This is a genomic window from Aeromonas sp. Marseille-Q7275 (assembly GCF_965119515.1).
In genome coordinates, this window is sequence record NZ_CBCPLW010000010.1 from 109,188 (window position 1) to 134,535 (window position 25,348).

Genomic DNA, 25,348 nt, shown 5'->3' on the forward strand with positions numbered 1-25,348 from the left:
TTTCTGGCAGCGTGGCTGGCTGCGACTTTGTCACTGTGGCCGAGCTTGCCGTCACAGGCTTGGCCGTCTACCGCGCTGGCTGCGCTGCTCGGTGCTGGGCGTTGTAGCCCTGTTTCTGGCGCTGCTGGCGCTCGATCGCATTTTCCCGCCGCCGCCGCTCGACCCCGCCTATGCGCGGGTGGTGCTCGACATGAAGGGGCGGCCGCTGCGCGCCTTTGCCGACACCAGCGGCGTGTGGCGCTACCCCGTGACCCTGGAGCAGGTCTCCCCCCGCTATATAGAGGCGCTGCTGGGCTACGAGGATCGCCATTTCTGGCGCCATCCCGGGGTCAATCCGGTGGCCATGGTCCGCGGGGTTTGGCAGTGGTTGCGCCATGGGCGCGCCGTGTCGGGTGGCTCGACCCTCACCATGCAGGTGGCCCGCCTCATCGAGCCTTACCACAGGAGCGTGCCCGGCAAGCTGCGCCAGATGGCGCGCGCACTGCAGCTGGAGTGGCATTATGACAAGCGCACCCTGCTCACCGTCTACCTCAACCGGGCGCCCTTTGGCGGCAATCTGGAGGGGGTGCAGGCGGCAAGTTTTGCCTATCTTGGCAAGAGCGCCGCCAAGCTGACCCACGCCGAGGCTGCTCTGTTGGCGGTGCTGCCGCAGGCTCCCAGCCGCAACCGGCCGGACCGGCATCCCGAGCGGGCCCGCGCCGCCCGGGACAAGGTGATGCAGCGGCTGGTGGCACAGGGTGTCTGGCCCGAGCAGGCGTGGCAGGAGGGGCGCATCGAGCCTGTGCTGGCCCGCGGTCACTTCACGCCGATGGAGGCGCCGCTGTTTGCCCGTCTCGCCGCCGACAACCAGCCGGGGGCCCTGGTGCACACCACCATAGACGGCGATCTGCAGCGCTGGCTGGAGGGGCGGGTGGCAAGCTATATCCGCCGCTTCCCCGAGCAGACTTCCGCCGCCCTGCTGCTGGTAGACAACAGCACCATGGCGGTGCGCGCCTATGTGGGCAGCGCCGAGTATGGCAATTTGCGCCGCCACGGTTACCTCGACATGGTGCAGGCGATCCGCTCCCCCGGCTCCACCCTCAAGCCCTTTATCTACGGTCTGGCCATGGACGAGGGGCTGGTGCACTCGGCCTCCCTGCTCTCCGATGCGCCGAGGCTGGGCTCGGATTACAGACCCGCCAACTTTTCCGGCGCCTTTCAGGGACCGGTGACGCTCGCCCAGGCGCTGCAGCAATCCCTCAACGTGCCGGCGGTGCAGGTGCTGGAGGCGCTTGGGGCCGACAAGCTGGTCAGCCGCCTCGACAACGCCGGGGTGCGGCTGGCGCTATCCGACAAGCCCAATCCGGCCATAGCACTGGGGGCGGCAGGCATTCGGCTCGAGCAGCTGGTGGCGCTCTACAGCTCGCTGACCCGGGAGGGGCAGGTAGCCATGCCTGTCTGGCTGGCAGGGCAGCAGGCGGTGTCGCGCCCCTTGCTGAGTCCGGGGGCGGCCTGGATCATCTGGCAAATATTGAGCGCGCAGGGGCGGGCGGACCAACCCTTTGCCAGCGAGGCGACCGGCCGGGTCAACCGGCTGGCCTGGAAGACCGGCACCAGCTATGGCTATCGCGACAGCTGGGCCATGGGGGTCTCCGGTCGCTGGACCATAGGCGTCTGGCTGGGACGCCCCGACGGCACCCCCATGCCCGGTTTTTACGGCCAGAGCGCGGCGGTGCCGCTGCTGCTCTCGGTCTACTCGCGGCTCTCGGACAACAGCCCTCTGCCGGTGCAGCCCAATACGGTGAGCGAGGCGGAGATCTGCTGGCCGTTGGGACGCAAGGCGAGCGCGACCCAGCCAGAGACGTGTCTGCAACGTCAGAGCGCCTGGCTGCTGGAAGGGCGCGATCCCCCGACCTTGCCGGATCCCATGGACTGGCCTTCGCCGTTGCGGCAGGTGGCATTGACCGCCGAGGGCAAACCGACCCTGGCCCGTTGCCAGGATGCGGCGCAATCCGGCGTTCGGGCGCTCTGGCCGCTCTCGCTGGAGCCCTGGCGGGTGCCAGGCGAGCGGCGCCAGTCGCTGCTGGCAAGCGGTTGTGCAGGGGAGGGACGAAGCGCCGAGCTGCAGGCCCCCATTCGCATCCTGGCACTGGGGGAGGGGAATCTTATCCGCAGTCAGCGCTATCGGTTACAACCCAAAGTGCTGGGGGGCGTGGGCAAGCCGGCCTGGTTTCTCAACGGACAGCGGCTGCGCTGGGACGGGGATCAGGTGCTGAGCGAGGCGGGGCGCTACCAGCTGGTGGTGGTGGACGAGGCGGGCAACAGCGATCGCATCGAGTTTCGGTTGGAGAACCCCTCCTGAGAGAGGCGAGTCAAAGGGGCTACCCGTTCAGGGCGACAATATTTTGACGGCAGCCTCTGTGCCTAAGCTAGCTCAGGGTTTGACCTGACCCAGCCGGGTGAAGAAGTGCTGGCTCTTGCGCTGGTGGAAGTGGCTCTTCTTGATGGGATGGAAGACCAGAGTGCTGTCGGGATGACTCTCCTTGAGCCTGTGGATCATCGCCATGGCGGGCAATGAGCAGCTGACCAGGGTGGTGAGCGGCAGGCTGCGGGTCTCCGGGCCCAGCAGCTGGTTGAGCCCCTGCTGCGCCTGCTCGAAGCGGGCCAGTACCTCAGGGTCGGCGTAGCCGCTGCCAAGCATGGCGAGCAGGGCATCCAGAGCCTGGTGGAAGGCCGCCAGCTGCTGGCGAAAACCGCTGCGCCCGCGCAGGGCAATCAGCTCCGCAAAAGAGATCTCGGCGAGGTGAGTGGGCACTTGCAGCGGGATCTCGAGGTGGAAGCAGTCCTGACCACCGCGATTGTGGTAGCGGGATTCGAGCAGGTGAAGCAGCCGGTCCAGATAGTCGTGATCCGTGATGAGGGCCCCCTCATTGGCGAGCGCCCACTCGCGTGCAAGTCGCATGGAGAGCAGGTTGGCAAAGCGGCGCGCCATCCTGAACCCGCCCTCTTCCCGGCTGGCAAAACCGTGAGCCAGGCAAAAACCGTGCAGCCGCTCCAGACCTGGCTGGGCGGGGCAGAAGCAGTCGTGGTTGGCACGCTGGCGCCAGCGCGTGATCAGCTCCTTGTTGCCAAACACCTTGTGACGGACGAAGTCGGGGGCGACAAGGCCGGTGATCTGGCTCTCAATCTGGGGCGTGATGGCGGCAAAGAAGGCGGGCTCGGGCGGCTCGGTCAGCAGGTCGCTCTGCTGGCGCAGGGTATCGAGTAGGGAGGTGAGGCCGCTCTTCTCGCTGACGGTGAAGACGAAGGCGAGCCGCTCCAGATAGATAAGAGCAAACTTGAGCCAGAGTTCATCCCGTACTTCCATGCCGGGGTAGTAGATATAGGTCTTCATCGGATCGTCAGGGTTCAAGCCGGTGGCCAAGGCGCAGGCTCGGGAATATACGCAAGATTGCCGCCTTGCGGCAAACATTGCGTGGGAAAATATGCCGTCGCCTGGCCAGTAGGCGCTGACGCCAAACTTCTGATATAATTCGCGCCCTTAAATCAAGGCCACCCGAGTCAACACCATGAAGTTCATTATCAAGCTGTTCCCCGAAATCACCATCAAGAGCAAGTCAGTGCGTCAGCGTTTCACCAAGATGCTGCAGGGCAACATCCGTAACGTGTTGCGCCGCTTTGACGAAGACGCCCGCGTGCGGATGGACTGGGACAAGCTGGTAGTGAGCTCCCGCAACGATCAGTTCCACGCCCAGTATCTCGAGACCCTGGCCTGTATCCCGGGCATCCAGTACTTCCTCGAAGTGAAGCTGAGCAACTTTACCGATCTGCACGACATCTTCGAGCAGACCCGCGCCGTCTGGGGCGATCGCCTGAAAGGCAAGACCTTCTGCGTGCGCGCCCGTCGCGTCGGCAAGCACGACTTCAGCTCCCTGGAGTTGGAGCGCTATGTGGGTGGCGGCCTCAACCAGCACTGTGAAACTGCCGGTGTGCGCCTTAAAAAACCCGATATCCAGGTCAACCTGGAAGTGGAAAACGACGAGCTCTACATCATCAGTGCGGTCCATCACGGCATGGGGGGCTTCCCCATGGCGACCCAGGAGGACGTGCTGAGCCTGCTCTCCGGTGGCTTCGACTCCGGCGTGGCCTCCTACCAGTTCATCAAGCGCGGCTGCCGCGTCCACTACTGCTTCTTCAATCTGGGGGGCGCCGCCCACGAGATCGGTGTCAAGCAGGTCGCCTATTACCTGTGGAACAAGTTTGGTGCCTCCCACAAGGTGCGTTTCACTGCCATCGACTTCGAGCCCGTGGTGGCCGAGATCCTCGAGAAGATCGACAACGGTCAGATGGGGGTGGTGCTCAAGCGGATGATGATGCGTGCCGCCGGCCAGGTGGCGGACACCTTCCAGATCCCGGCCCTGGTGACCGGCGAGTGCGTGGGCCAGGTTTCCAGCCAGACCCTGACCAACCTGAACGTCATCGATCGGGTAACCGACAAGGTGATCCTGCGCCCGCTCATCACCTGGGACAAGCCGGACATCATCAGCGAGGCCCGTCGCATCGGCACCCTGGAGTTCGCCGAGACCATGCCGGAGTATTGCGGCGTCATCTCCAAGAAGCCGACCGTGAAGGCCGAGCTCTCCCGCATCGAGGCGGAAGAAGCCAACTTCGACTTCGCCATCCTGGACAAGGTGGTGAGCGAAGCGCGCTATCTCGACATCCGCCGCATCGGCGAGGAGACTGCCGCCCAGGTGCAGGAGGTGGAGACCACCCAGGTGCTGGCCGCCAACGAAGTCATCCTGGACATCCGCTCCAGTGATGAGCGCGACGAGAAGCCGCTGGTGGTGGAAGGGCGCGCAGTGCTGCACATCCCCTTCTTCAAGCTGGCAACCGCCTTTGGCGATCTGCCGAAAGAGCAGACCTACCTGCTCTATTGCGATCGCGGCGTGATGAGCAAGCTGCAGGCGCTCTATCTGAAAGAGCAGGGCTTTGACAACGTCAAGGTGTACCGCCCCTGATAGCGGTGCCCATGCGCCCATAAAAAAATCCGGCCAAGGTGCCGGATTTTTTTATTTCACATGTTCGGTGATGATCAGGGGCAGGGGACGGGGGTAAAGGTCTCCTGACCATGGCAGCGCCAGCCCATCTCGGCCTGACGCATCTGCCACAGGTTGTTGCTGCGAAACAGGGTCAGGATGTAGATCATGTCGCTCTTCTGGCCATCGAGGGCCACCGAGAGCACCAGATCGTTGTCCAGTTGCTGGGCATGGATGCGGGTGGGCACGTCTTCATGACCCACGAAGCGGCGGGCCACTTCGCGATAGTCGTTGACCCAGCCCTGCTGACTGCTGCTCGCCTGACGGATCTGCTGGTTGAACTGCTGCACCGGGGTGGATGCCAGGCGCCCGAACAGGGCCTGTGCCCCCGCATGAGCCGCTGCCACCATCATCAGAATCAGCGTGGTAATGAGCCCAAGTTTTTGCATGAGGTAATCCGGCTTGAAACGACCACTCTATGACAACAGAAAAGCGGGCTTGGTTCAATCTTGCCCCTGCAAGGGTGGGATCTCGCCCACCCAGCCCAGGTTCAGTTGCGCTGCAACGAGAAGGTCGGCAGGGAGAGGTGCCAGTAGATGGCGGCCACGCGCAGGCCAAAAACGGCCGTCATGCAGATGAGCATGGCGGTGACCCTGTCCATGTTGACCTCCAACGCCAGGGTATAGAGGATGCCCCCCAGGATGCAGGCGGTGGCGTAGATCTCCTTTTGCAGCACCATGGGCACTTCCCGGGCCAGCACGTCCCGGATCATGCCGCCAGCAACCCCTGTCATGGTGCCCATGAGCACCGCAATCAGCCCTGAGGTGCCGAAGTTGAGCGCCTTCTGGGCGCCTATCACGGTAAAGAGCGCCAGCCCGAAGGCGTCGGCCACCGGCAGCACATACCAGGGCATGCGGCGGGGCAGCTTGACCATCCACATGCCGATGAGGGCCGTGGCGATCACCACCCAGATATAGAGGGGGTCGCGTACCCAGAATACCGGGGTGGCGCCCAGGATCATGTCACGTATGGTGCCACCACCGATGGCGGTCACCGCGGCCAGCACCATGACGCCGAAGCCGTCCATTCGAAGGCGCCCTGCCACCAATACCCCCGAAAACGCGAATACCGCAGTACCAAACATGTCGCTGATGTAAACAATCTGCTCAACCAGTGTCTGCATGGAGAACAACTCACGTCCAATAAATGATGGGGCGGCGATTTTAGGGGCAAGGGGCGCGTGTGAGCAATGCCGGTATGCAAAAGTGGGAGCTAGAGCGGGTTTCTGGGGGGCAGGAGAGGACGGGTGACTGGCAGCACAGACCCAGCGGGTGCGGGATCTGGCCACCTATCTGCGGGTCGGTTGGGGGTCAGCGACAAAAATTCTGATTTTTTTCTCAAGGCTGGGAAATAGAGGCCGATATATAGATTAGGCGGCGATTACTGCCAAAAAGGCAGAAAAAAGAAATTAAAGTCTTACCAAACAGCGCCGTTAACTAAACATATCAGGCACAAAACAAAATAAAGCCTGAGTGAATTAAAGATAAAATTTAATAGCTTAGGAGAAAAATTATGAGTCTGTATATCAATACCAACGTTTCATCGCTCAACGCTCAGCGTAACATGATGAACAGCACCAAATCTCTGGACACCTCCTACACTCGTCTGGCCTCCGGCCTGCGCATCAACAGCGCCAAGGACGATGCGGCGGGTCTGCAGATCTCCAACCGTCTGACCTCCCAGGTCAACGGCTTGGATCAAGGCAACCGCAACGCCAACGACGGCATCTCCCTGGCGCAGACCGCAGAAGGCGCCATGGACGAAGTGACCGGTATGCTGCAGCGCATGCGTACTCTGGCTCAGCAATCTGCCAACGGCTCCAACTCTGCCAAGGATCGTGAAGCCCTGCAAAAAGAGGTGGATCAACTGGGCGCCGAGATCAACCGTATCTCCAGCGCAACCACCTTCGCAGGAACCAAGCTGCTGGATGGTTCTTTTAGCGGTACCTTCCAGGTCGGTGCGGATGCCAACCAGACTATCAGTTTCAGCCTGACTCAGGGTGGGGGATTCAGTATTTCTGGTATTGCGACAGCAGCATCTGTAACCACGGTTTTTGTCAGTGGCTCAACAGCTGGAGGTATTAGCGTCAGCAGTCAGAGCAATGCTCAGAGCGTGCTGGGAGCTGTGGATGCTATGCTGGAAATCGTGGATGGAAAGCGTGCCGAATTGGGGGCAGTGCAGAATCGCCTGGATTCCACTATTCGCAACCAGGCCAATATCTCGGAAAATGTCAGTGCTGCGCGCTCCCGTATCCGTGATGCAGACTTTGCCACTGAAACGGCCAATATGACCAAGCAGAATATCCTGCAACAGGCGGCCTCCAGCATTCTGGCTCAGGCCAACCAGCGTCCGCAGTCTGCGCTCTCCCTGCTGCAAAACTAAGGGCTCTGATGCCGAGAAAAAGAAAAGGGCGGTTGTTCAGGCCGCCCTGGTAAGCAAGATGGAACAATGGGGTGTTCGGATTTACGCCTTGTCCTATCGAAAGAGAGTTTCTCTTATTGGTATTACCCCTCGAGTGTTGCGCAGATCGTTCACTCTGTCACCCTCGAGGTTGTTCTCCTGAGCGTAAGCTCTTCTTTGGCCGACATTGTCGGCCTTTTTTATGGCGCCGATAAACTGGCGACACATAAACCTCAGCATAAAACATGCCAATTTCTATTGCGTAGACATTCATGAGTGGCGTCGGAGTGTCTCGTGACGACAGGGCTTTGAGGCCACGTCGCCTGGAGTAGGGCTGTTGCCAGTTTTTTACGTGGGGAGGTTGAATAAATTGCTTAAAGCTTCTGATGGGACTGCCGTTACAGAGGGTGAAGCAAATCGAGGGGTGTTCGGAAAACCAACATTTGCGCAACTGCGGGTCCAGTGTCCGTTCAAACAGGGGATCCGCCAGATGGCACAGACCGTTCAAGCTGTCCATCTGAACGGTGGGACCCTGGCTGCATAGATGCAAACAGAGCCCGCAGTTTCTTGTTCATCAGGAGAAATCTTTTATGGCCATGTTTATCAATACCAACACTTCATCATTGAACGCCCAGCGTAACTTGATGAACACCACCAAGTCGTTGGATACCTCATACACCCGTTTGGCATCCGGCCTGCGCATCAACAGCGCCAAGGATGATGCTGCGGGGCTGCAGATCTCCAACCGTCTGACCTCCCAGATCAATGGTCTGGATCAGGGCAACCGCAACGCCAACGACGGTATCTCTCTGGCGCAGACCGCTGAAGGGGCCATGGATGAAGTGACCGGCATGCTGCAGCGTATGCGTACCCTGGCGCAACAATCTGCCAACGGCTCCAACTCAGATAAGGATCGTGAGGCCCTGCAGAAGGAAGTGGATCAACTGGGATCCGAAATCAACCGTATTTCCAAAGATACTACCTTCGCTGGCACTAAGCTGCTAGACGGTAGTTATGGTGGTACTTTCCAAGTGGGGGCGGATGCGAACCAGACTATTGGCTTTAGCTTGAGCCAGGCTGGCGGATTCAGTATTTCAGGGATTGCCGCAGCAGCGACTGATGCAACAGTTGCCGGTGTGTTCGTAAGTGGCTCAACTGCCGGTGGTATAAGTATTAGTTCTCAGAGTAAGGCTCAAGCTGTGTTGGCTGCAGCAGATGCCATGTTGGGGGTTGTGGATGGCAAACGTGCCGAGCTGGGTGCGGTGCAGAACCGACTGGATTCGACCATTCGCAACCAGTCCAATATCTCGGAAAACGTCAGTGCCGCCCGCTCCCGTATCCGTGATGCGGACTTCGCCACCGAAACCGCCAACATGACCAAGCAGAACATCCTGCAACAGGCTGCTTCCAGCATCCTGGCCCAGGCCAACCAGCGTCCGCAGTCTGCCCTGTCACTGCTGGGCTAATCAGCAAAAAGAACAGGGCGGTTGTTCAGGCCGCCCTGGTAAGAAAAGATGGAACAATGGGGTGTTCGGATTTACGCCTTGTCCTATCGAAAGAGAGATTATCTTGTTGGTGCATCTTCTCGAGTGTTGTGCAGTCGTTCACTCTGCCACTCTCGAAGCGGCTCTCCTGAGCATAAACTCTTCAATGGCCGACTATTGTCGGCCTTTTTATTGGCGCCAGAAAAGTGGCGACGAGAAGTATCCAGCATAAACTATGCCAGTTGAACTTTCTGGACTGAATCCAATATGAACAAAACCTTCTGGTCCAAACGGGATCGGCCAACGGTCTGGTTAACCGTCATCAGTCTCTGAGCGGAAGGCATTTGCCTCTTTGTTGATGAGAGCGGCAATAAATGTCCTAAAGCTTCTGATGGGACTGCCGCTACAAAGGATGAAGCAAATTGTGGGGTGTTCGGAAAACCAGCATTTGCGCAACTGCGGGTCCTATGTCCGTTCAAACAAGGGACCCGCCAGATGGCACAGACCGTTCAATCTGTCCATCTGAACGGTGGGATCCTGACTGCATAGATGCAAACAGAGCCCGCAGTTTCTTGTTCATCAGGAGAAATCTTTTATGGCCATGTTTATCAATACCAACACTTCATCATTGAACGCCCAGCGTAACTTGATGAACACCACCAAGTCGTTGGATACCTCTTACACCCGCCTGGCCTCCGGCCTGCGCATCAACAGCGCCAAGGACGATGCGGCCGGTCTGCAGATCTCCAACCGTCTGACCTCCCAGATCAACGGTTTGGATCAGGGTAACCGCAATGCCAACGACGCTATCTCCCTGGCGCAGACCGCTGAAGGGGCCATGGATGAAGTGACCGGCATGCTGCAGCGCATGCGCACCCTGGCCCAGCAATCTGCCAACGGCTCCAACTCCGCCAAGGATCGTGAAGCACTGCAGAAGGAAGTGGATCAATTGGGGTCCGAAATCAACCGTATTTCCAAGGATACAACTTTTGCTGGGACCAAGCTGCTGGACGGTAGTTATGGTGGTAACTTCCCGGTAGGGGCGGATGCCAATCAGACTATCGGTTTCAGCCTTAGCCAAGCTGATGGATTCAGTATTTCTGGTATCGCTGCAGCAGCAGGTAGTACGGCTGCGACCGTTTTCGCGACCGCGAGTGGGATCAATATCGGTACGCAGTCTCAGGCTCAAGATGTTCTTGCGACTGTTGATGCCATGCTGGGGGTGGTGGACGGCAAGCGTGCCGAACTGGGTGCGGTGCAAAACCGTCTGGATTCGACCATTCGCAACCAGGCCAATATCTCCGAGAACGTCAGCGCCGCGCGCTCCCGTATCCGTGATGCGGACTTTGCGACCGAAACCGCCAACATGACCAAGCAGAACATTCTGCAGCAGGCCGCGTCCAGCATCCTGGCCCAGGCCAACCAGCGTCCGCAGTCGGCTTTGTCGCTGCTGGGCTAAGTCGGTTCAACCGTCAATTGACATGAGGAGCAGCAGATGGCCAATGAATCGATAGCCATGCCTTCTGTTACTTCGACGCTGACTCAACATGGCGGCCCCCAGGCCGCCATGGCTGTTTCTCCATCGGTATCCAATGGAGAGGATGTGGTCGAGCAGACCAGTGTCGAGCCGACAGCCAAGGCATCACAGGCACAGGTCAAGGCGTCAGAGTCGCGTATGGACAAGGCCTATATGGAAAAACAGGCCCAAGAATTGCAAGAAAGATTGGACAATTTGAGCAAGTTGAAGGGATGGACCATCAATTTCAGTCTGGTCCCCGAATTTGACCAGCCGGTGATCAAGGTGATAGATGCGGAGACCAAGCAGGTTATCCGTCAGATCCCGAGCGAGGAAATGCTCTTGATAAGCAAGAGGTTGCAATCCATGGATCAGGCGAATGGCAATGGAGCCGGTCTCTCTGGGCTGCTGTTCGATGGTCAGGTGTGACCCAATTTTAAGTCGATAGACAGGAGGATGTATGGCAATTACCTCTGCGGGGGCGGGATCCGGGCTCGATCTTGAAAGTGTGATCTCGGCGAGTGTGGCAGCGAAAAAAGCCCAGTTGCAACAACCGATCGTCACCAAACAAAACAGCACCCAGATCACCTTGTCTGGCATAGGTCAGTTGAAATCCTCCATCTCTGCCTTCACCGACATCCTCGACAAGCTGAGTGCCCCCGGTGCTTTCAACAAGCGCGCCATCAACATTACCCAGAGCAAAGACGACCCCGTACTGAAGGTGGAGAGCAAATCTGGCGCCTCCAATGGGCAATACAACATCATCGTCAATAAGTTGGCACAAACGAGCCGTCAGGAAGGGATCTTCGATAGTTCCACCACCTCTCTGGCCACCCAGGATGGGCAACTGACGTTCAAGGCCGGCGACAAGACGTTCAAGGTGGATGTGAAAGCGGGCGATACCCTGCAAGACATTCGCAAGAGCATCAACAGCAATGGCGACAACTTCGGCCTCAGCGCCAACATAGTGAACACGGCGGATGGCAAGGCCAAGCTGGTGATCGATTCCGGCATTTCGGGCGATAGCAAGGACCTGACCATCACCGGGGATACGGCGGAGCTCGCCATCTTCGAGTCGGGGGGCGGTGTCATGAACCAGACCCGGGCTGCCAGCAGTGCAGAGATCTCCGTGGATGGCAACGTCCTCAAGAGCGACACCAACACCTTTGATGACTCTATCCAGGACCTCAAGGTGACTGTGTTGCGCGTGTCGGATAAAGACAGTGTGGGGGATCTCAAGGCAAACAAGGTCGATATTACGACCGACAAGACCTCTATTCAGGAGCTTGTCCAGCAGTTCGTGGATGGTTACAACACCCTGCAAGACAAGATGAATACCCTGGGCAAGCGTAACACCTTCGTGGGTGGCGTGAAGCAGGACGATGGCGGCGCCCTGGCCGGTGACTCAACTACAAGAGCCATCGAATCATTCATGAGCAATCTGCTGGTCAGCCCTTCCCAGAACAGCGGTACCTACTCCACCATCTTCGAGGTCGGTATCAAGATGGACAACAAGGGCAAGCTCTCTCTCGACAAGACGAAGTTTGGCGAAGCCGTCGACAAGAACTTCGATCAGGTTGTGGCCCTGTTTGGCGGAGAGAAGGGCCTGGCGGGCACCTTGAATACCGGCTTGAAAGAATATACCAAGAGCGGTGGCATGCTGGCACAACGAGAAGATGTCTTGAACTCGGACTTGCGTGCTCTTACCCAGAAAACCGCAACGGCCAGTGCACAATTGGCAAAATATGAAGCCTCACTGCGTGCCCAATATGGCAGCCTGGATGCCTTGCTGGTCAAGATGAACAACTCGGCCTCTGCATTATCCACTCTGCAGACGAATTATCAGAAATCTTGATAGATCGAGAGTATTGAAATATGTACAAGCGCAACATCAAAGCCTATACCTCAGGCAACCTAGCAGCCGATCTGGCCACGGCGGATCCTCACCGTGTCATTCAACTGATGATGCAGGGGTGCCTGGAACGTCTGGCACAAGCCAAGGGGGCCATCGAACGCCAGGACATGGAAGCCAAGTCGATAGCCATCTCCAAGGCGCAGGGATTACTGCATGGTTTGCAGGATGCGCTGGATATGAGTCAGGGCGCCATGGCAGAAGACCTTTATGGGCTTTACGCCTATATGGACGAACGTATCTGGGATGCCAGTCTGGCACGCGATATCGCCCCTCTTGAAGAGGTCATGGGACTGATGCTGACCATCAAATCCGGTTGGGATCAATTGCCCGAGGCTGAAAAACAGCAGGGCTATCAGATGAGACAACAGTTGGGTGAGCTGTGAGAGCCATTCTCACCGAGCTCGATGACGCACTGCGGGAAAATACCCGCTTGATGAACGCACTATTGCAGCAGCAGCAATATGATGAGGCCCTGTTGTGCATGGATGAGCGGCTGGCGCTGATAGGTCGTCTGATGCAGCTTGCTCAAGATGAACCTGAGCAACAACAAGCTGTTGCAGCCCTGGCTGGCGAACTGTCAATTCAAGAAGAGAGCACGAAAGCCCTGGCAGCCAGCCATCATCACGCCATTCTCGAACAGCTGACTCATGTTGGGAAAGCCAACAGAGCTGGGCAAGCGTATCGTGCAAACAGCAAGGAGTTCTGATGCCAGGCAATATTGATGCAATCCTGATAAAAGCGGAGCAGGATGCACTGCGACTTCAGCAGCAAGCAGAGCAGGAAGAGGCCATGAAGGTGGCATTGCCCCTTCGCTTCGCACAAAATATGGCGGCGTTTCGCCAATATATTCCTCATATCGCCGACATGTATGAGGACTATAAGCCCGCCCGTCCATTCAAGTTCTTCTGCACTGAAAACGGTCAACCCAATCTGGCCTGGTTGGATGATGATGTCGCCGTGTACGGTGCCGAACCATATCTCATCTGTGAGACGCTGGTGAAGGAGTTTATGGAGAAGGGGGAATTGTCCAGGTTCTCCTTCAGCCAGGAGGCCAACCCCCTCGGCTTTATGCATGTCGAGTACCTCAACAAGCTCAATGCCTATCTTGACGACATTTCTGCGAGGAAAGAGATGCTCGGCCAGGTACCCCATGAGGTACCGAGTGCCCTGGTCTTCGGAGTCGGCCTGGGGTATCACCTCGGTTATCTCTATGAAAGGTGTAAGATCGGTACTCTCTTTCTGTTCGAACCGGACTTGGATCTCTTCTACGCCTCCCTGTTCTGCTTCGACTGGGCGCCATTGCTGACTTACCTGCATCAGGAGAATCTGGGGTTGCATATTCTGCTGGGGCAGGATGAAGAAACCATAGTAAGAGATTTTTCTGCTGCCATTCACAGCCGTGGCTCTTTCCTGATCGCCAACGCTTTCATCATGTGGGGCTATCAGAACGAGAAGCTAAGAAAGTTGATAGAGAAGCTGCAGCAGGAATATTATTTGCTGGTCATGGGGTGGGGCTTCTTCGATGACAATCTGATAGCTCTGTCTCACACCATCAATAATATCGAGCGTGCTGTACCCTTTTTGAAAAAGGGGGGGCGGATCCCATCTGGTTATTCTCGGACGCCTGTCTTTATTATTGCCAATGGTCCTTCGCTGGATGATGCCATCTCTGTCATCGAGAAAAACAAAGACAAGGCCATCATCATATCCTGTGGCAGCGCTATTTCAGCCTTGCACAAGGTCGGCATCAAGCCGGATATTCACGTTGAGACGGAGCGGACCAAGATAGTCTATGACTTTCTGATCAATCTGAACGATCCTGATTACCTGCGCGATGTCCTGTTCCTGAGTACGGATGTCATTCATCCCGACTGCGCCTCGCTATTCAACCGTTCGGCGCTTGCATTCAAACTCAGTGAGCCCGGGGCTGCTCTTTACCATAATTACTTCCCCCATTTGAACGCCTGCGCCGCCCTTGGTGGGGTGAATCCCCTGGTGGGCAATATAGGTGTCAGTGCCCCCATCCACCTTGGTTTTAAAAACCTGTATCTGTTCGGTCTGGATAACGGCTACAAGCACAAGGGGCACCATCATTCCAAGCTCAGCTCGTATTATAACAATGAGGAGAGTGCTGGGGCGCTGGGCGACATGATGTATGGCGATAGCCAGTGGTGGCGCGAAGGGAATTTCGGTGGCATGGTGATCAGCAATGCCATGTTTGATACCTCGCGACGGGTGATCGAGCAGGTGCTGGCTGCCAATGAAGATGTTCGCTGCTTCAATAGCAGTGATGGTGCCAGGATAGAGAAGGCGAGGGCCCTGCCAAGTACCGAGATAAGCCTCTCTATGCCGGTTAACAAGTCCGCCCTGCTGGGGGAGATAGTGGCGCTCTGTGCCCCGATTCCTTTGTGCAAGGAAGATTTATCTTCGCTGCTTGACGTCGAGTTTTTCAATATTTTCATCGACAAGATGGTGGCCGAATGGCAACAGGATTTCGCGTCTCGCAATGAGGTAAATCAGTTGATGCTGCGCAACTTTGGCTATCTTGCCCAGATTTCTTCCACACGCCAGCAGCATATTTCACAGACTATGATAGGGTCGATGAATTATGTATTTACCCTGCTGAGCTCCATTCTCTACTCTTTCAAGGGGGAGGAGGAGACGCTGGTGCTGATGAAACCGGCCATCGAACTCTGGTTGGAGTTCTTGGCGAAAGTCAGAGAGATGTATCCGAGGGCACTCGACAGCGTCGATATGATAGATAACGAAGTGATGGCGTTGTTCAGGAAATAAAGGAAAAAATTTAAGCAAATAAAAACACCGACCCTTGGGTCGGTGTTTTTTTATCCCTTGGGATAAGGATTCTGCGCCGCGAGCAGGCGGACATCTTTTCGCAGGATCTGCACCGAGATCAGCGCATCTGGCTCCAGTTCGGCACCACCGTCGTGATGCTGCACGTGTTCAAACAGGCGATGGTAGCCCGGGTGCCAGCCAAACAACTCTCCGTAATTCATCTTGTAGCTGAAGAGATTGGCGTGATGCTGATAGTCGTTACGATAGTGTCCGGCCGGCGGATTGAAATCCAGTATGGTCATGAGGCCCCGATCAGCCAGCAGGGCATCACTGCCGGCGGCAATCCTGAACAGATCCTGGGGGTCGCACAGATAGAGACAGAAGCCGAAGATGATGAGATCGACCGGCTCTATCTCGGGCAGGCTGTCGGCCGTCCCCACGGTGAGGTGCAACCCTGGGTAGCGGGAGAGCCCATCCTGGATGGCGCTGGCGGACGGATCCACCCCATAGCAGCGGGCGCCGTAGTGTTCGGCCAGCTGCGCCAGCCGCCAGCCGTTGGCACAGCCTATCTCCAGGATCCTGGCAGGTTTGCTGCCCAGGTATTCCAGCGCCTTGAAGATGGGGTCACTCGCCAGAGATTTCTCGAGGATGGCGGCCTTGTTGCGCTCGTACCACTCGTTCCCTTCCTGGGCCATAAAGACGTTTTTCTGTTGCATCTACTGCTCCTCGGCAACTTGGGCAATCAATGACCATGCCAGCGGTGTGCCAGCCTGAATATCCTGGCTTGCACGGCGACCCAGCAGGGAGGGCAGGTGAACCGGGGGTAATCCATCCGCAGGGCGGACGGAGCGCACATTGCGGGGGGTAAAGACCTCTCCTGCTTTCATCGGCTCACAGACGAAGAGTGAGCGGGAGAAGTGCCGGTTTGCCATCGCCTTGTCATTGAGGCTGTAGCAGACCTCGCCCAGGGCGGCCTCAACCTGCCTGATCCCGTCGACCATATGGGAAAACTCGTCCGGTGTCATGGAGAAGGAGGCATCCGGCCCACCGAGGGCGCGATCCAGAATGAAGTGTTTTTCAATCACGCGAGCCCCCAGTGCGGTGGCGGCCATGGCCACGGCCTCGCCCAGGGTATGATCCGACAAGCCCACCTTCACCCCGAATGTCTGTCGCATATTGGGCATGGTGAGCAGGTTGGCCTCCTCTACCGGGGCGGGGTAGGAGGAGGTGCACTTGAGCAGGGTAATATCCTGATTGCCCATGCGGCGGCAGGCCTGCACGGCCGCATCGATATCGGCCAGGGTCGCGATGCCGGTCGAGATGATCATCGGCTTGCCCTTGCTGGCCGCGTATTCGATCAGGGGAATGTCGGTGATTTCGAACGAGGCGATCTTGTAGAGGGGAACCTTGAGCTCTTCCAGAAAATCGACCGCGGTAACATCAAAGGGGGTGGAGAAGAAGATCAGCCCCTCTTTGTGCGCCTCGGCCTGTATGGCAGCATGCCACTCCCAGGGGGTATAGGCCTCTTGGTAGAGCTTGTAGAGCGTGGTGCCATCCCAGATGGTGCCCTGATTGATCTGGAAATACTCGTTGTCGCAATCCAGGGTGATGGTGTCGGCCGTGTAGGTCTGGATCTTGATGGCATCGGCGCCGCACGCCTTGGCCGCCCGTACCGTCGCCAGCGCCGTCTCCAGGGAGTGGCCGTGGTTGGCAGACAGCTCGGCGATGATGAAACACCGATCCGGATTGATGGCACTCGCCATGGTTTGGGTCATGAATGTGTCCACTCCTGTTCAGTGATCCCCATCAGCACGAGATCCACATGGTTTGTTGTATGGGGGCGATAGACGGCCTCCCGCCAGGCGCCTTCATGGCGAAAGCCTGCTCTCAGATAGGCTTGAATGGCTCTTTCATTGTCCGCGACGACCTCCAGCTTAAGAGTGTGCAGGCGGGCGATCTCGAAGGCGAGCTGGTTGACGGCGGTCAGCAGGCGCGCGCCCAGCCGTTTCTCGCTGCGCCAGGGATTGCGATAGATCCCGAGCCAGGCCAGGCGATTGTGCCAGTCAAGCCGGTGCAGGGAGATGACGCCGACAGGACCCGCGTTGTCCTGGCAGAGATAGTTGATGTTGCGGGTGTCCTGATGCTGGCGAGCCATGAAGGTGCGATGTGATTCCAGGCTGATGTCGCCGCCACTGTTCATCCAGTGCGCAATGTCTGGATGTGTGCGCATCTGCCAGACCGCCACTATCTGCTGCTCGTCCAGCATGGCGAAAGGGATGAGGGTGACACCGGCCAGCTCGAAGCGGCGCTGCAGGTTTATCTCTGGTTGAGCCATGAGAGGGCCTCCAGGGTGCCGTTTCCTGCCATCAGCGCTTGCAGCTTGTGTGCTCGTCTGGTGCGTTCGTCCGGAGCCGCCAGTCTTGCCAGCCCTTGTTCCAGCCGGGAGAGCAAGTCGGCATCATGCCACCAGCCGCCCGAGAGGAAGGCGTCCGGGCCGCACCAGCCAGCCAGCTGGCTTGCCTGATTGTCGGCAACACCGACAAGGATGCCCGGCAGACCGCAGCGCGCCAGCTCATAGGTCACCTGTCCGGCACTGCCGATGGCCACATCGCAGCGACACATGAGAGCGGCCATCTGGCTGGCATCGAGACGGTGATGTTGCCTGCATCCCGACAGCCGCGGATCGTGCTCCCGGATGATGACGTCCAGCTCCACCTCAGGACAGTGCTGGCGTAGCCAGATGACCAACCCGGGAGTGAGATCGCGCACATCGGTTCCCCCCATGATGATCAGGATGCGCTCGATACGCTCGGGAACCCGGTTTCGGGCTGGAACAGACCAGAACGGGGGGCGTAGAGGTTGCCAGCCGGGCCCCCACTGCCATAGCGCGGGGCCGGACTTGTTGCCAGGTGCGCCCGGACTGGCGTGGATCACCAACCCCTCTGGATAGTCCATGCGCTCGGTGTCATCGAGATATATCACCCGCAGGAAACCGGCTGCGATGCTCTCAAGCGTGGCCAGGCTGGCCGAGTAGGAGTCAACGATGGCGACCGCCTGCCGTGGGGAGATGGGTTGTTGCTGCCAGTATCCCCAACTGACGGACTCCTCCTTGAGCAGGGCGCTGGCAAGATCATCGCCCTCGACCACCCAGTGGACGGCGCCGCCCTGTTGCCGCCAGGCCTGCGCATAGGCGCTGCAACGGCTGAGGTGCCCCAGGCCCCGGACTCTGTCCCCTTCACTGAAGATCCACAGGGGCAGCACTCAACGCACCTTGAACACCGGCTGGATGGGTTCGCCATCCAGGGCCTGATGAATGGCCTTGTCCGCATCCAGACGGATAAGCTGTGGCAGGACTTCGGCATAGACGGCCAGCAGAGTTTGAACGTCCTGTTCGCTGTGGGCGAGATTGAGGTTGTGGCTGCCGAGGCTGAGAATGCCCCGCTTGCACAACTCCTGGATGAAGTAGCTTTTCAGCAGCCAGCTGGAGTGGTTGGCCGAGTCGCCGATGAGCAGGAAGCTCCAGCTCGGGTGGCCAGCGCTTTGCAGCCAGCTCGGGGCGTTCAACTGCTGGAGCAGGGTATCGAGTCCACTCAGCAGTTGCTGGCCCCGCTCGGCCAGTCTGGCGGGCACGTCGAGCCGGCGCATCTTCCTGATGACGGCGTTGGCCGCCGCCAGGGCGATGGCATCACCGCCGAAGGTGCCGGAGAAGAAGATATCCTCCATGCGGCCCATGTAGTGGCGGCGACCCACCACGGCGGAGATGGGGAAGCCGTTGGCCATGCCCTTGCCAAAGGCGGCCAGATCCGGAGTGACCCCGAACAGGGTCTGGGCGCCGCCGAGGTGGAAGCGAAAACCGGTGATGGTCTCATCGAAGATGAGCAGGGCGCCGTGCTCGTCGCAGAGCTGGCGCAGGCCGGGAAGGAACTCAGGGGTGGGCCAGGCGACGTTCATGGGCTCCAGGATCACGGCGGCAAACTCGCCGGGATGGGCCTCCAGCTGGGCCTTGAGGGAGCCCAGATCGTTGTAGTCGAAGCGATGGGTCAGTTCGCGTACGCACTCGGGCACCCCCAGGTGGCGAGTGGTGGAGCCGATGTACCAGTCCTGCCAGCCGTGGTAGCCGCAGACGGCGACCCGCTCCCGACCGGTGACGGCGCGGGAGAGGCGGATGCAGGCGGAGGTGGCATCGGTGCCGTTCTTGCCAAAGCGCACCATCTCGGCACAGGGGATAAGCTCGATCAGCTGTTCGGCAACCTCGGTTTCCAGCCGATGGGGAAGTGAGAAGATGGAGCCCAGATTGAGCTGCTCCAGCACGGCCTGGTTCACATCCGGGTCGCAGTAACCCAGGCTGATGGCCAGCAGACCGCTGGCAAAGTCGAGATAGTCGTTGCCATCCACGTCCCATACCCTGGCGCCCTGGCCGCGCTCGATAAAGAGCGGGGCGGCGCCATAGGGGAAGCAGAGGCGGCTCTTGGAGAAGGTCTGGGAGCCTAAAGGAATGCTCTGCTCGGCCCGGGCGGAGAGCGCCAGTGAATGCTGATAACGTGAGGTCATGAGTGGTTCTCCTTGGCCAGCGAGCTTGCCAGCCCCTCATTGCGTTGATGTTGAGTGTTCAGGGTCGCAAGCGCCGGCTCCCGCGCCAGCAAGGCGAGAATGTCGCCGGTGGCAAATGCCGGGTTTGACGGATAAAGCCGCTGATAAATCTGCTCGACCAAGGCAAAGTCGGCGGGCTCGTCCACCGTCCAGCGCAGGTGGGCCAGGCTGGGGATACGGCTCAATGTCCCTATCTTGAACTGATCCTCATGCTGGCGGATGTAGTAGGTCACGTGCTCGCGCTGGGCCGGGGTGTGTGCGCGCTCGGCGAGCAAGTCCAGGGTGGCGGCACTCAGGATCTCGGCGTCCAGGCCGTCCGGGTAGCTGGGATCCCAGCAGTTGCTGCTGTAGTCGTAACCGCCGGTCAGATGCAGCTCGATAAGCTCGTCGATGAGAGCGGGATCGGCGAGGGGGCAATCCCCGGTGAGCCGCACTATCTGGCTGGCCCCGAAGGGTTGTGCGGCCAGATGGAAACGCTGCAACACATCGTCAAGCGGACCGCGGAAACAGGGTACCCCCAGCTGGGTGCAGAGCGCTGCAATGGCCTCATCCTCGCGCTGGTCGCTGGTGGCGACCACTAGCTGCTCCAGCCTGGTCGAACGCTTGAGCCGTTCAATCTGGCGGGCGAGCATGGGCTCGCCGAGCAGGGGCTTGAGCACCTTGCCAGGCAGTCGGCTGGAGCTGGCTCTGGCCTGCAGGATCCCGAGGATCATGATGTTCTCCACAAGGCTGGGTTGATGAGGGTCGGCTCGTTGCAGGTGAGGGCGGCCAGGTCGTCGTCATGGCACGGATGCAGATGGGCATAAGCCGAGGCGATGGCCGCCAGCTCGTGGGCATGACAGACCCCCACCACGAAGCGGCTGACCTGGGGCAGGGCCGGGATCAGGGCGAGCGCCTTGTGGAGGGGGGAGAGGTGGGGATGCCACCCATCCAGCCGCGCGAGCGGTTCATTGAAGGCGTCGAAATAAGTGGGACGAAGGGCCGGCTGCATCAGCAGCAGGCCTTGCAGGAAGAGGGATCGCACATGGATTTCACACCCCATGGCCTGCAACCGGTCGAGCCAGCCCGAGCGCAGGAAGCGTTGATCGAGCAGGTTGGCGGGGAGCTGCACCAGCTCCAGGGGATAACCCTGATCCAGCCAGAGTGCCAGCTCCTCGGGGGCGTAGACTGAGACCCCCACCTTGCCCACCTTGCCCTGATGCTGAAAATCCGCCAACTGCTCGAACAGGGCAGGGCTGGCGTCCTGGCTGCGGTGCAGCAGCAGGCCCTCGACGCTGGCTCGGGCCAGTCGTTGCAGACTGGACTCCAAAGAGGAGGCTAGGTTCGCGGCGTCGATGTTCGGTGACAGCTTGGTGATGACTTGAAAGTCGGCGGTGTTGCAAAGCCCTAGCCTTGTCTCGGCCTTGCCGTAGGCCCGGGCTGTGTCCAGGGTATCCATCCCCAGCTTGCGGGCCAGAGTCAGGATGGCGTTTAGCTCGGCATCAGCAACCTCGCCAGTGCGGTTGCTGATGCCGTAATCGATGCCGAACTGGACAGTGCCAAGGGCTAGGCGCATAGCACCGACTCCAGGGCTTCGACGACCTTGTCCTGCTCGGCCGATGAGAGGGCAGGGAACAGAGGAAGGCTGATGGCTTGTCGGTAATAGGCCTGGGCACCGGGATAATCGGCGGGGTCATGGCCGAGATCACGGTAATAGGGTTGGGCCGGAATGGGCATGTAGTGGACGTTGACGCCGATACCGGCCTCCCTCAGTTGTGCAAACATCCGGTCCCGGTCGTGAACCCGGACCACATAGAGGTGATAGCCGCTGCTGCAGTCATCCATCTGGCGCAGGGGCTGCACCGGCAGTCGGGTCAGCAGCTCGTCGTAGCGGGCGGCCAACTGCCGACGCCTGTCGATGAACTGCGGCAGGCGAGCGAGCTGGCTTAACCCCAGCGCCGCCTGGATGTCGGTCAGGCGGTAGTTGAAGCCGAGCACCTGCTGCTCGTAGTACCAGCCACCCGGACTGGCGACGCTCAGTCGCTCTGGGTCCCGGGTGATGCCATGGCTGCGATAGAGGCGAAGCCTGGCGGCCAGCTCGGCACTGCGGGTGGTCACCGCGCCCCCTTCCCCCGTGGTGATGGGTTTCACGGGGTGGAAGCTGAAGACGGTCATGTCGCTGTGGGCACAGCTGCCGATGGGGTCCCCCTGATAGCTGGCCCCCAGGGCATGGCAGGCATCCTCGATGAGGTGAACGCCATATTGCCGGCACAGGGCGCCAATCTCGGCAAGATCGCAGGGCTGGCCTGCCAGGTGCACGGCGACCAGGGCCCTGGGCTGACGAGCGCTGCCCTGAACACCTTGCAGCTTCTCGCGCAGCGCCGCCACGCAGAGGTTGCCGGTATCGGGTTCCACATCGACGAAGTCCACCTGGGCGCCGCAATAGCGGGCACAGTTGGCGGAGGCGACGAAACTGATGGCCGAGACCCAGACCCAGTCATCCGCTCCCAGTTCCAGCGCGGCACAGGCGAGATGCAGGGCCGTGGTGCCGTTGCTGCAGGCGATCACATGGGGGGCATGGCAATAGTCGGCCAGCCCCTGTTCAAAGGCGGGGACCGCCTCGCCCTGTGTCAGATAGTCCGACTTCAGGACGGCAACGACGGCTTCGATATCTTCATCTGTGATGGATTGGCGTCCATAGGGGATCATTCGGCTAGCACCTGCTGGTTCATCGTTTTCAATTCCTCTATCGACAGGAAATGGCGATTATTGAGGGAATTGTATTCGAAGCCGGGCTCGACCAGGGTCGCCTGCTCCTTCAGGGCATTGATCGCGAAGTCATTGTTGCGACTCGTGAAGGTGATGCTGGGGGCGATGACGTAGTAATCCTTGAACTCATAGGTGTGGTAGGAGTCATCGGCCGGGCACATCACCTCGTGCAGCTTCTCGCCCGGGCGTATGCCGATGATCTCCTGGGGCAGCTCGGGGGCCATGGCGCTGGCGAGATCCGTGATGCGCACGGACGGGATCTTGGGAACGAACACTTCCCCCCCCTTCATGCGGACAAAGTTGGTCAGCACGAACTCCACCCCCTGTTGCAGAGTGAGCCAGAAGCGGGTCATCTCGGCATGGGTGATGGGCAGGCGGCTGGCCCCTTCCTTGATCAACCGGTCGAAGAAGGGCACCACTGAGCCGCGGGATCCCACCACGTTGCCGTAGCGCACTACGGAGAAGATGGTCGGGTGCCTGCCCGCCATATTATTGGCGGCGACGAACAGCTTGTCGGAGCAGAGCTTGGTGGCGCCATAGAGGTTGACCGGGTTGGCAGCCTTGTCGGTGGAGAGGGCGATTACCTTCTCGACCCCGTTGTTGAGGGCCGCCTTGATGACATTCTCCGCCCCATAGATATTGGTCTTGATGCACTCCATGGGGTTGTACTCGGCGGCCGGCACCTGCTTGAGGGCGGCGGCATGGACCACGAAGTCCACGCCGTGCATGGCCATGTTGAGCCGCTCGGCATCGCGCACATCGCCGATGAAGTAGCGCATGCAGGGGTGGTTGAAGCGCTGCTGCATCTCGAATTGCTTGAGTTCATCACGGGAATAGACGATCAAACGGCTCGGCGAGTACAGGGAGAGGACCGTCTCGATGAATTTCTTGCCAAAGGAGCCGGTACCCCCGGTGATCAGGATCGTTTTGCCGTTGAACATGTCATAGTCCCGTTATGGAGTGAGTATCTGTCAGAGTGGAAAGCATATTCTATGCCATATCTTGTAGCGAGCCATCGGAGGGCCAACCCGCTGCGACGCCCGGGATCAGGCCGAAGGCGGGCTGCTGCCGGCGATCGCCTCGCATACCTGCTCCACCGCGTTGAGGGCTCGCGGGGTGAAACGGTGCAGCTCATCCGGGTTGATGAGAACGAGCCGCTGCTGCTTGACGGCATCCAGCATGGACCACTGGCGCCAGTGGGCCAGCACGGCGGGATCCCGGCTGCCGGCCAGGATGAGCCCGGGGTTGGCCTTGATCACCTGCTCCAGCCCTACCTGGGGGTAGGGGGAGCTGGCATCCGCCATGATATTGCGGCCACCGCAGAGCCTGATGGCGTGGCCCGGCCAGGTCGAGTCGTTGACGCTGGTGAGCGGCGGATACCAGAGCTGATAGAAGACCGAGACCGGCTTGGGCTTGCCGTAGCGCTGTTTCAGGGCATCGAGTCTGGCCAGATAGGCGTCGGCCTGCTGGTCGGCCTTCTGCCGGGTGCCGAGCAGGCGCCCCAGGCTGCGCATCTCGTCGGCCAGGGAGGCAAAGTCGGTGGGCTCCGAGTAGAAGACGGGAATGCCGAGCTTCTCGACGGGGGCCAGCATGCGGGACTGGGCCGAGCGCCAGGCCACCACCAGATCCGGCTTCTGGGCCAGCAGGGCCTCCAGGTTGATGCTGCGATAGTTGGCGACCCGTAGCAGGGGCGTCACCTCGGGGGGAAAATCGGAGGCATCGTCGGTGGCCACTATGCGATCCCCGGCCCCTATGTCGTACAGCAGCTCGGTCAGGTGGGGGGTGAGGCTGATGATGCGTTGCGGGGTGGCCGCCGCGCCTGACAGGGGCCAGCCGAGCAGGCACAGCAGCAGGCAGAGGGTGCGAAGGGGGAAGCGGTCAGCCATGAGTCAGTGCCATCAGGGTCAGGATCAGCGAGAGCCCAAGCCAGCCCCAGCCGATCAGCAGCAGGCGATGGAGCAGGCGCCGGGGCAGGGTGGCGTCGGGCTCGCTCCCATCGCCCAACACCGGGAGGCGCACCAGCTGGCCCTGATAGTAGCGGGGGCCCCCGAGGCGGCTGCCGGTGCTCTGTGCCAGCAGGCCGAGCAGGGCGCCCATGGCCGGATAGGGCCAGCGCAGGGCAAGGCGCAGCTTGCCCCCAAGCTGGCGCAACCGGGTCAGCGCGAGGGGGAGCGCCAGCAGCAGTATGGCGGGGGCGCAGAGCCCCTGATAGAGCGCACTGGCGGCGCGGCCGAAGTGGACGAACTCCGCCTGCTTCGGGCTCCAGGCCTGATTCATCAGCTGGGCGAGGCGCCAGAGCAGGGCCCCCTGCACCCCGGCCAGGGCAAAGCCCAGCAGGGGGCCGGCCCACTGCCCCACGAGGCGCAGCACGCAGGTCTCGCTCACCGCCTTGTTCAATCCCATCACCGACAGGGCACCCGTCTCTCGTCTGAGCCAGGGCGCGGCCTGCAACCTCGCCACCACCAGGGTCTCCTGGGTTGCCAGGGCGCGGCTCCCCTGGGCAAGCTCCCGCAGGGGGCGTGATTCCAGCATCAGCAGCAGGAACAGCAGGTCGAACAGGGGTTCGGAGAGGGAGAGGTTGCGCACCGCCCAGAGGCCGGCGGCGCAGGGGACCCAGACCACCAGCAGGGCCAGCAGCCCCGCCTGGCGTTGCTGACTGGGGGAACCGTCCGGGCGATACACCTTGTGGCCGAGGCGGGTCAGCAGCGGCACTGTGGCGCCGGGCCTGAAACGCGCGGGCCAGGGCAGCAGGGCCTCCAGCAGGGCGGCACCCACCATGATGGCCGCCGTCGTCGAGGCGAGGGCGGTCATCAGGGCGTCCCAGGAG

The 25,348-nt window shown here is 60.0% G+C and carries 24 protein-coding genes; 10 read left to right on the forward strand and 14 right to left on the reverse strand.

What is annotated here, in order from left to right; translation table 11 throughout:
* Window positions 1–19: 19 nt before the first annotated feature.
* On the forward strand, window positions 20–2,341 hold the full coding sequence (gene pbpC / locus ACWPWQ_RS11455; protein ID WP_454009846.1) for a penicillin-binding protein 1C: 2,322 nt from the start codon (window positions 20–22) through the stop codon (window positions 2,339–2,341).
* A gap of 72 nt (window positions 2,342–2,413) precedes the next feature.
* Here the strand turns inward: pbpC and ACWPWQ_RS11460 are convergent, their stop codons facing one another.
* On the reverse strand, window positions 2,414–3,373 hold the full coding sequence (locus tag ACWPWQ_RS11460; RefSeq protein WP_454009814.1) for a hypothetical protein: 960 nt from the start codon (window positions 3,371–3,373) through the stop codon (window positions 2,414–2,416).
* Between the two features lie 175 nt (window positions 3,374–3,548).
* Between ACWPWQ_RS11460 and thiI the strand changes: the two genes are divergently transcribed.
* Window positions 3,549–4,997, forward strand: coding sequence for a tRNA uracil 4-sulfurtransferase ThiI (gene thiI / locus ACWPWQ_RS11465; RefSeq protein WP_408838050.1), 1,449 nt, complete (start codon window positions 3,549–3,551; stop codon window positions 4,995–4,997).
* Window positions 4,998–5,071: 74 nt separating this feature from the next.
* On the opposite strand, the gene ACWPWQ_RS11470 is transcribed toward thiI, so the two are convergent.
* Together ACWPWQ_RS11470 and ACWPWQ_RS11475 are read right to left on the reverse strand one after the other, a co-directional pair.
* A complete protein-coding gene (locus ACWPWQ_RS11470) occupies window positions 5,072–5,464 on the reverse strand; it encodes a hypothetical protein (protein ID WP_139434151.1) in 393 nt (130 codons plus the stop codon).
* A gap of 101 nt (window positions 5,465–5,565) precedes the next feature.
* A complete protein-coding gene (locus ACWPWQ_RS11475) occupies window positions 5,566–6,198 on the reverse strand; it encodes a trimeric intracellular cation channel family protein (RefSeq protein WP_025326511.1) in 633 nt (210 codons plus the stop codon).
* A gap of 389 nt (window positions 6,199–6,587) precedes the next feature.
* Here ACWPWQ_RS11475 and ACWPWQ_RS11480 point away from each other — a divergent pair, with 389 nt between their 5' ends.
* From ACWPWQ_RS11480 to ACWPWQ_RS11515, 8 genes are all read left to right on the forward strand, one after another.
* Complete coding sequence (locus ACWPWQ_RS11480) at window positions 6,588–7,457, forward strand: flagellin N-terminal helical domain-containing protein (protein ID WP_202045112.1); 870 nt, start codon at window positions 6,588–6,590, stop codon at window positions 7,455–7,457.
* A gap of 608 nt (window positions 7,458–8,065) precedes the next feature.
* Entirely contained in the window at window positions 8,066–8,941 is an 876-nt protein-coding gene (locus tag ACWPWQ_RS11485; RefSeq protein ID WP_202045113.1) for a flagellin N-terminal helical domain-containing protein, read from the forward strand.
* Window positions 8,942–9,554: 613 nt separating this feature from the next.
* Complete coding sequence (locus tag ACWPWQ_RS11490) at window positions 9,555–10,418, forward strand: flagellin N-terminal helical domain-containing protein (RefSeq protein WP_454009815.1); 864 nt, start codon at window positions 9,555–9,557, stop codon at window positions 10,416–10,418.
* Between the two features lie 36 nt (window positions 10,419–10,454).
* Entirely contained in the window at window positions 10,455–10,904 is a 450-nt protein-coding gene (locus ACWPWQ_RS11495; protein ID WP_236661511.1) for a flagellar protein FlaG, read from the forward strand.
* A gap of 31 nt (window positions 10,905–10,935) precedes the next feature.
* The gene (fliD, locus tag ACWPWQ_RS11500; protein WP_202045115.1) at window positions 10,936–12,330 is read left to right on the forward strand and encodes a flagellar filament capping protein FliD; all 1,395 of its coding nucleotides are present in this window, start codon (window positions 10,936–10,938) and stop codon (window positions 12,328–12,330) included.
* Window positions 12,331–12,350: 20 nt separating this feature from the next.
* On the forward strand, window positions 12,351–12,773 hold the full coding sequence (fliS, locus tag ACWPWQ_RS11505; RefSeq protein ID WP_202045116.1) for a flagellar export chaperone FliS: 423 nt from the start codon (window positions 12,351–12,353) through the stop codon (window positions 12,771–12,773).
* The gene (locus ACWPWQ_RS11510) at window positions 12,770–13,096 is read left to right on the forward strand and encodes a hypothetical protein (protein ID WP_330847425.1); all 327 of its coding nucleotides are present in this window, start codon (window positions 12,770–12,772) and stop codon (window positions 13,094–13,096) included. The genes fliS and ACWPWQ_RS11510 overlap by 4 nt, the downstream gene beginning before the upstream one ends.
* Window positions 13,096–15,183 (forward strand): motility associated factor glycosyltransferase family protein, encoded by a 2,088-nt coding sequence (locus ACWPWQ_RS11515; RefSeq protein WP_454009816.1) that lies wholly within the window; start codon window positions 13,096–13,098, stop codon window positions 15,181–15,183. Before ACWPWQ_RS11510 ends, ACWPWQ_RS11515 begins: the two co-directional genes overlap by 1 nt.
* A 50-nt stretch (window positions 15,184–15,233) precedes the next feature.
* Here ACWPWQ_RS11515 and ACWPWQ_RS11520 read toward each other — a convergent pair whose 3' ends face one another.
* From ACWPWQ_RS11520 to ACWPWQ_RS11570, 11 genes are all read right to left on the reverse strand, one after another.
* The gene (locus ACWPWQ_RS11520) at window positions 15,234–15,899 is read right to left on the reverse strand and encodes a class I SAM-dependent methyltransferase (protein WP_454009817.1); all 666 of its coding nucleotides are present in this window, start codon (window positions 15,897–15,899) and stop codon (window positions 15,234–15,236) included.
* Window positions 15,900–16,958, reverse strand: a complete 1,059-nt coding sequence (gene pseI / locus ACWPWQ_RS11525; RefSeq protein WP_454009818.1) for a pseudaminic acid synthase — start codon at window positions 16,956–16,958, stop codon at window positions 15,900–15,902.
* Window positions 16,955–17,518, reverse strand: a complete 564-nt coding sequence (gene pseH / locus ACWPWQ_RS11530) for a UDP-4-amino-4,6-dideoxy-N-acetyl-beta-L-altrosamine N-acetyltransferase (RefSeq protein ID WP_454009819.1) — start codon at window positions 17,516–17,518, stop codon at window positions 16,955–16,957. Before pseH ends, pseI begins: the two co-directional genes overlap by 4 nt.
* Window positions 17,500–18,444 (reverse strand): hypothetical protein, encoded by a 945-nt coding sequence (locus ACWPWQ_RS11535; RefSeq protein ID WP_454009820.1) that lies wholly within the window; start codon window positions 18,442–18,444, stop codon window positions 17,500–17,502. The genes pseH and ACWPWQ_RS11535 overlap by 19 nt, the downstream gene beginning before the upstream one ends.
* Window positions 18,445–19,734 (reverse strand): aminotransferase class III-fold pyridoxal phosphate-dependent enzyme, encoded by a 1,290-nt coding sequence (locus tag ACWPWQ_RS11540; protein ID WP_454009821.1) that lies wholly within the window; start codon window positions 19,732–19,734, stop codon window positions 18,445–18,447.
* Window positions 19,731–20,486: a cytidylyltransferase domain-containing protein gene (locus ACWPWQ_RS11545; protein WP_454009822.1), complete on the reverse strand. Its 756-nt coding sequence runs from the start codon at window positions 20,484–20,486 to the stop codon at window positions 19,731–19,733. The genes ACWPWQ_RS11540 and ACWPWQ_RS11545 overlap by 4 nt, the downstream gene beginning before the upstream one ends.
* The gene (locus ACWPWQ_RS11550; RefSeq protein WP_454009823.1) at window positions 20,483–21,328 is read right to left on the reverse strand and encodes an aldo/keto reductase; all 846 of its coding nucleotides are present in this window, start codon (window positions 21,326–21,328) and stop codon (window positions 20,483–20,485) included. The genes ACWPWQ_RS11545 and ACWPWQ_RS11550 overlap by 4 nt, the downstream gene beginning before the upstream one ends.
* Complete coding sequence (pseC, locus tag ACWPWQ_RS11555) at window positions 21,319–22,461, reverse strand: UDP-4-amino-4,6-dideoxy-N-acetyl-beta-L-altrosamine transaminase (protein WP_454009824.1); 1,143 nt, start codon at window positions 22,459–22,461, stop codon at window positions 21,319–21,321. Before pseC ends, ACWPWQ_RS11550 begins: the two co-directional genes overlap by 10 nt.
* Window positions 22,458–23,462, reverse strand: a complete 1,005-nt coding sequence (pseB, locus tag ACWPWQ_RS11560) for a UDP-N-acetylglucosamine 4,6-dehydratase (inverting) (RefSeq protein ID WP_454009825.1) — start codon at window positions 23,460–23,462, stop codon at window positions 22,458–22,460. The genes pseC and pseB overlap by 4 nt, the downstream gene beginning before the upstream one ends.
* A gap of 105 nt (window positions 23,463–23,567) precedes the next feature.
* On the reverse strand, window positions 23,568–24,407 hold the full coding sequence (locus ACWPWQ_RS11565) for a cobalamin-binding protein (RefSeq protein WP_454009826.1): 840 nt from the start codon (window positions 24,405–24,407) through the stop codon (window positions 23,568–23,570).
* Window positions 24,400–25,332, reverse strand: a complete 933-nt coding sequence (locus tag ACWPWQ_RS11570) for a cobalamin biosynthesis protein CobD/CbiB (RefSeq protein ID WP_454009847.1) — start codon at window positions 25,330–25,332, stop codon at window positions 24,400–24,402. The genes ACWPWQ_RS11565 and ACWPWQ_RS11570 overlap by 8 nt, the downstream gene beginning before the upstream one ends.
* Window positions 25,333–25,348 lie beyond the last annotated feature (16 nt).

Excerpts from the sequence above, each read along its gene's own strand:
- ACWPWQ_RS11460 (WP_454009814.1), bottom strand. The coding sequence starts at position 3,373 with ATGAAGACCTATATCTACTACCCCGGCATGGAAGTACGGGATGAACTC.
- thiI (WP_408838050.1), top strand. The coding sequence starts at position 3,549 with ATGAAGTTCATTATCAAGCTGTTCCCCGAAATCACCATCAAGAGCAAG.
- ACWPWQ_RS11470 (WP_139434151.1), bottom strand. The coding sequence starts at position 5,464 with ATGCAAAAACTTGGGCTCATTACCACGCTGATTCTGATGATGGTGGCA.
- ACWPWQ_RS11475 (WP_025326511.1), bottom strand. The coding sequence starts at position 6,198 with ATGCAGACACTGGTTGAGCAGATTGTTTACATCAGCGACATGTTTGGT.
- ACWPWQ_RS11480 (WP_202045112.1), top strand. The coding sequence starts at position 6,588 with ATGAGTCTGTATATCAATACCAACGTTTCATCGCTCAACGCTCAGCGT.
- ACWPWQ_RS11485 (WP_202045113.1), top strand. The coding sequence starts at position 8,066 with ATGGCCATGTTTATCAATACCAACACTTCATCATTGAACGCCCAGCGT.
- ACWPWQ_RS11490 (WP_454009815.1), top strand. The coding sequence starts at position 9,555 with ATGGCCATGTTTATCAATACCAACACTTCATCATTGAACGCCCAGCGT.
- ACWPWQ_RS11495 (WP_236661511.1), top strand. The coding sequence starts at position 10,455 with ATGGCCAATGAATCGATAGCCATGCCTTCTGTTACTTCGACGCTGACT.
- fliD (WP_202045115.1), top strand. The coding sequence starts at position 10,936 with ATGGCAATTACCTCTGCGGGGGCGGGATCCGGGCTCGATCTTGAAAGT.
- fliS (WP_202045116.1), top strand. The coding sequence starts at position 12,351 with ATGTACAAGCGCAACATCAAAGCCTATACCTCAGGCAACCTAGCAGCC.
- ACWPWQ_RS11515 (WP_454009816.1), top strand. The coding sequence starts at position 13,096 with ATGCCAGGCAATATTGATGCAATCCTGATAAAAGCGGAGCAGGATGCA.
- ACWPWQ_RS11520 (WP_454009817.1), bottom strand. The coding sequence starts at position 15,899 with ATGCAACAGAAAAACGTCTTTATGGCCCAGGAAGGGAACGAGTGGTAC.
- pseI (WP_454009818.1), bottom strand. The coding sequence starts at position 16,958 with ATGACCCAAACCATGGCGAGTGCCATCAATCCGGATCGGTGTTTCATC.
- pseH (WP_454009819.1), bottom strand. The coding sequence starts at position 17,518 with ATGGCTCAACCAGAGATAAACCTGCAGCGCCGCTTCGAGCTGGCCGGT.
- ACWPWQ_RS11540 (WP_454009821.1), bottom strand. The coding sequence starts at position 19,734 with ATGACCTCACGTTATCAGCATTCACTGGCGCTCTCCGCCCGGGCCGAG.
- ACWPWQ_RS11545 (WP_454009822.1), bottom strand. The coding sequence starts at position 20,486 with ATGATCCTCGGGATCCTGCAGGCCAGAGCCAGCTCCAGCCGACTGCCT.
- ACWPWQ_RS11550 (WP_454009823.1), bottom strand. The coding sequence starts at position 21,328 with ATGCGCCTAGCCCTTGGCACTGTCCAGTTCGGCATCGATTACGGCATC.
- pseC (WP_454009824.1), bottom strand. The coding sequence starts at position 22,461 with ATGATCCCCTATGGACGCCAATCCATCACAGATGAAGATATCGAAGCC.
- pseB (WP_454009825.1), bottom strand. The coding sequence starts at position 23,462 with ATGTTCAACGGCAAAACGATCCTGATCACCGGGGGTACCGGCTCCTTT.
- ACWPWQ_RS11565 (WP_454009826.1), bottom strand. The coding sequence starts at position 24,407 with ATGGCTGACCGCTTCCCCCTTCGCACCCTCTGCCTGCTGCTGTGCCTG.
- ACWPWQ_RS11570 (WP_454009847.1), bottom strand. The coding sequence starts at position 25,332 with ATGACCGCCCTCGCCTCGACGACGGCGGCCATCATGGTGGGTGCCGCC.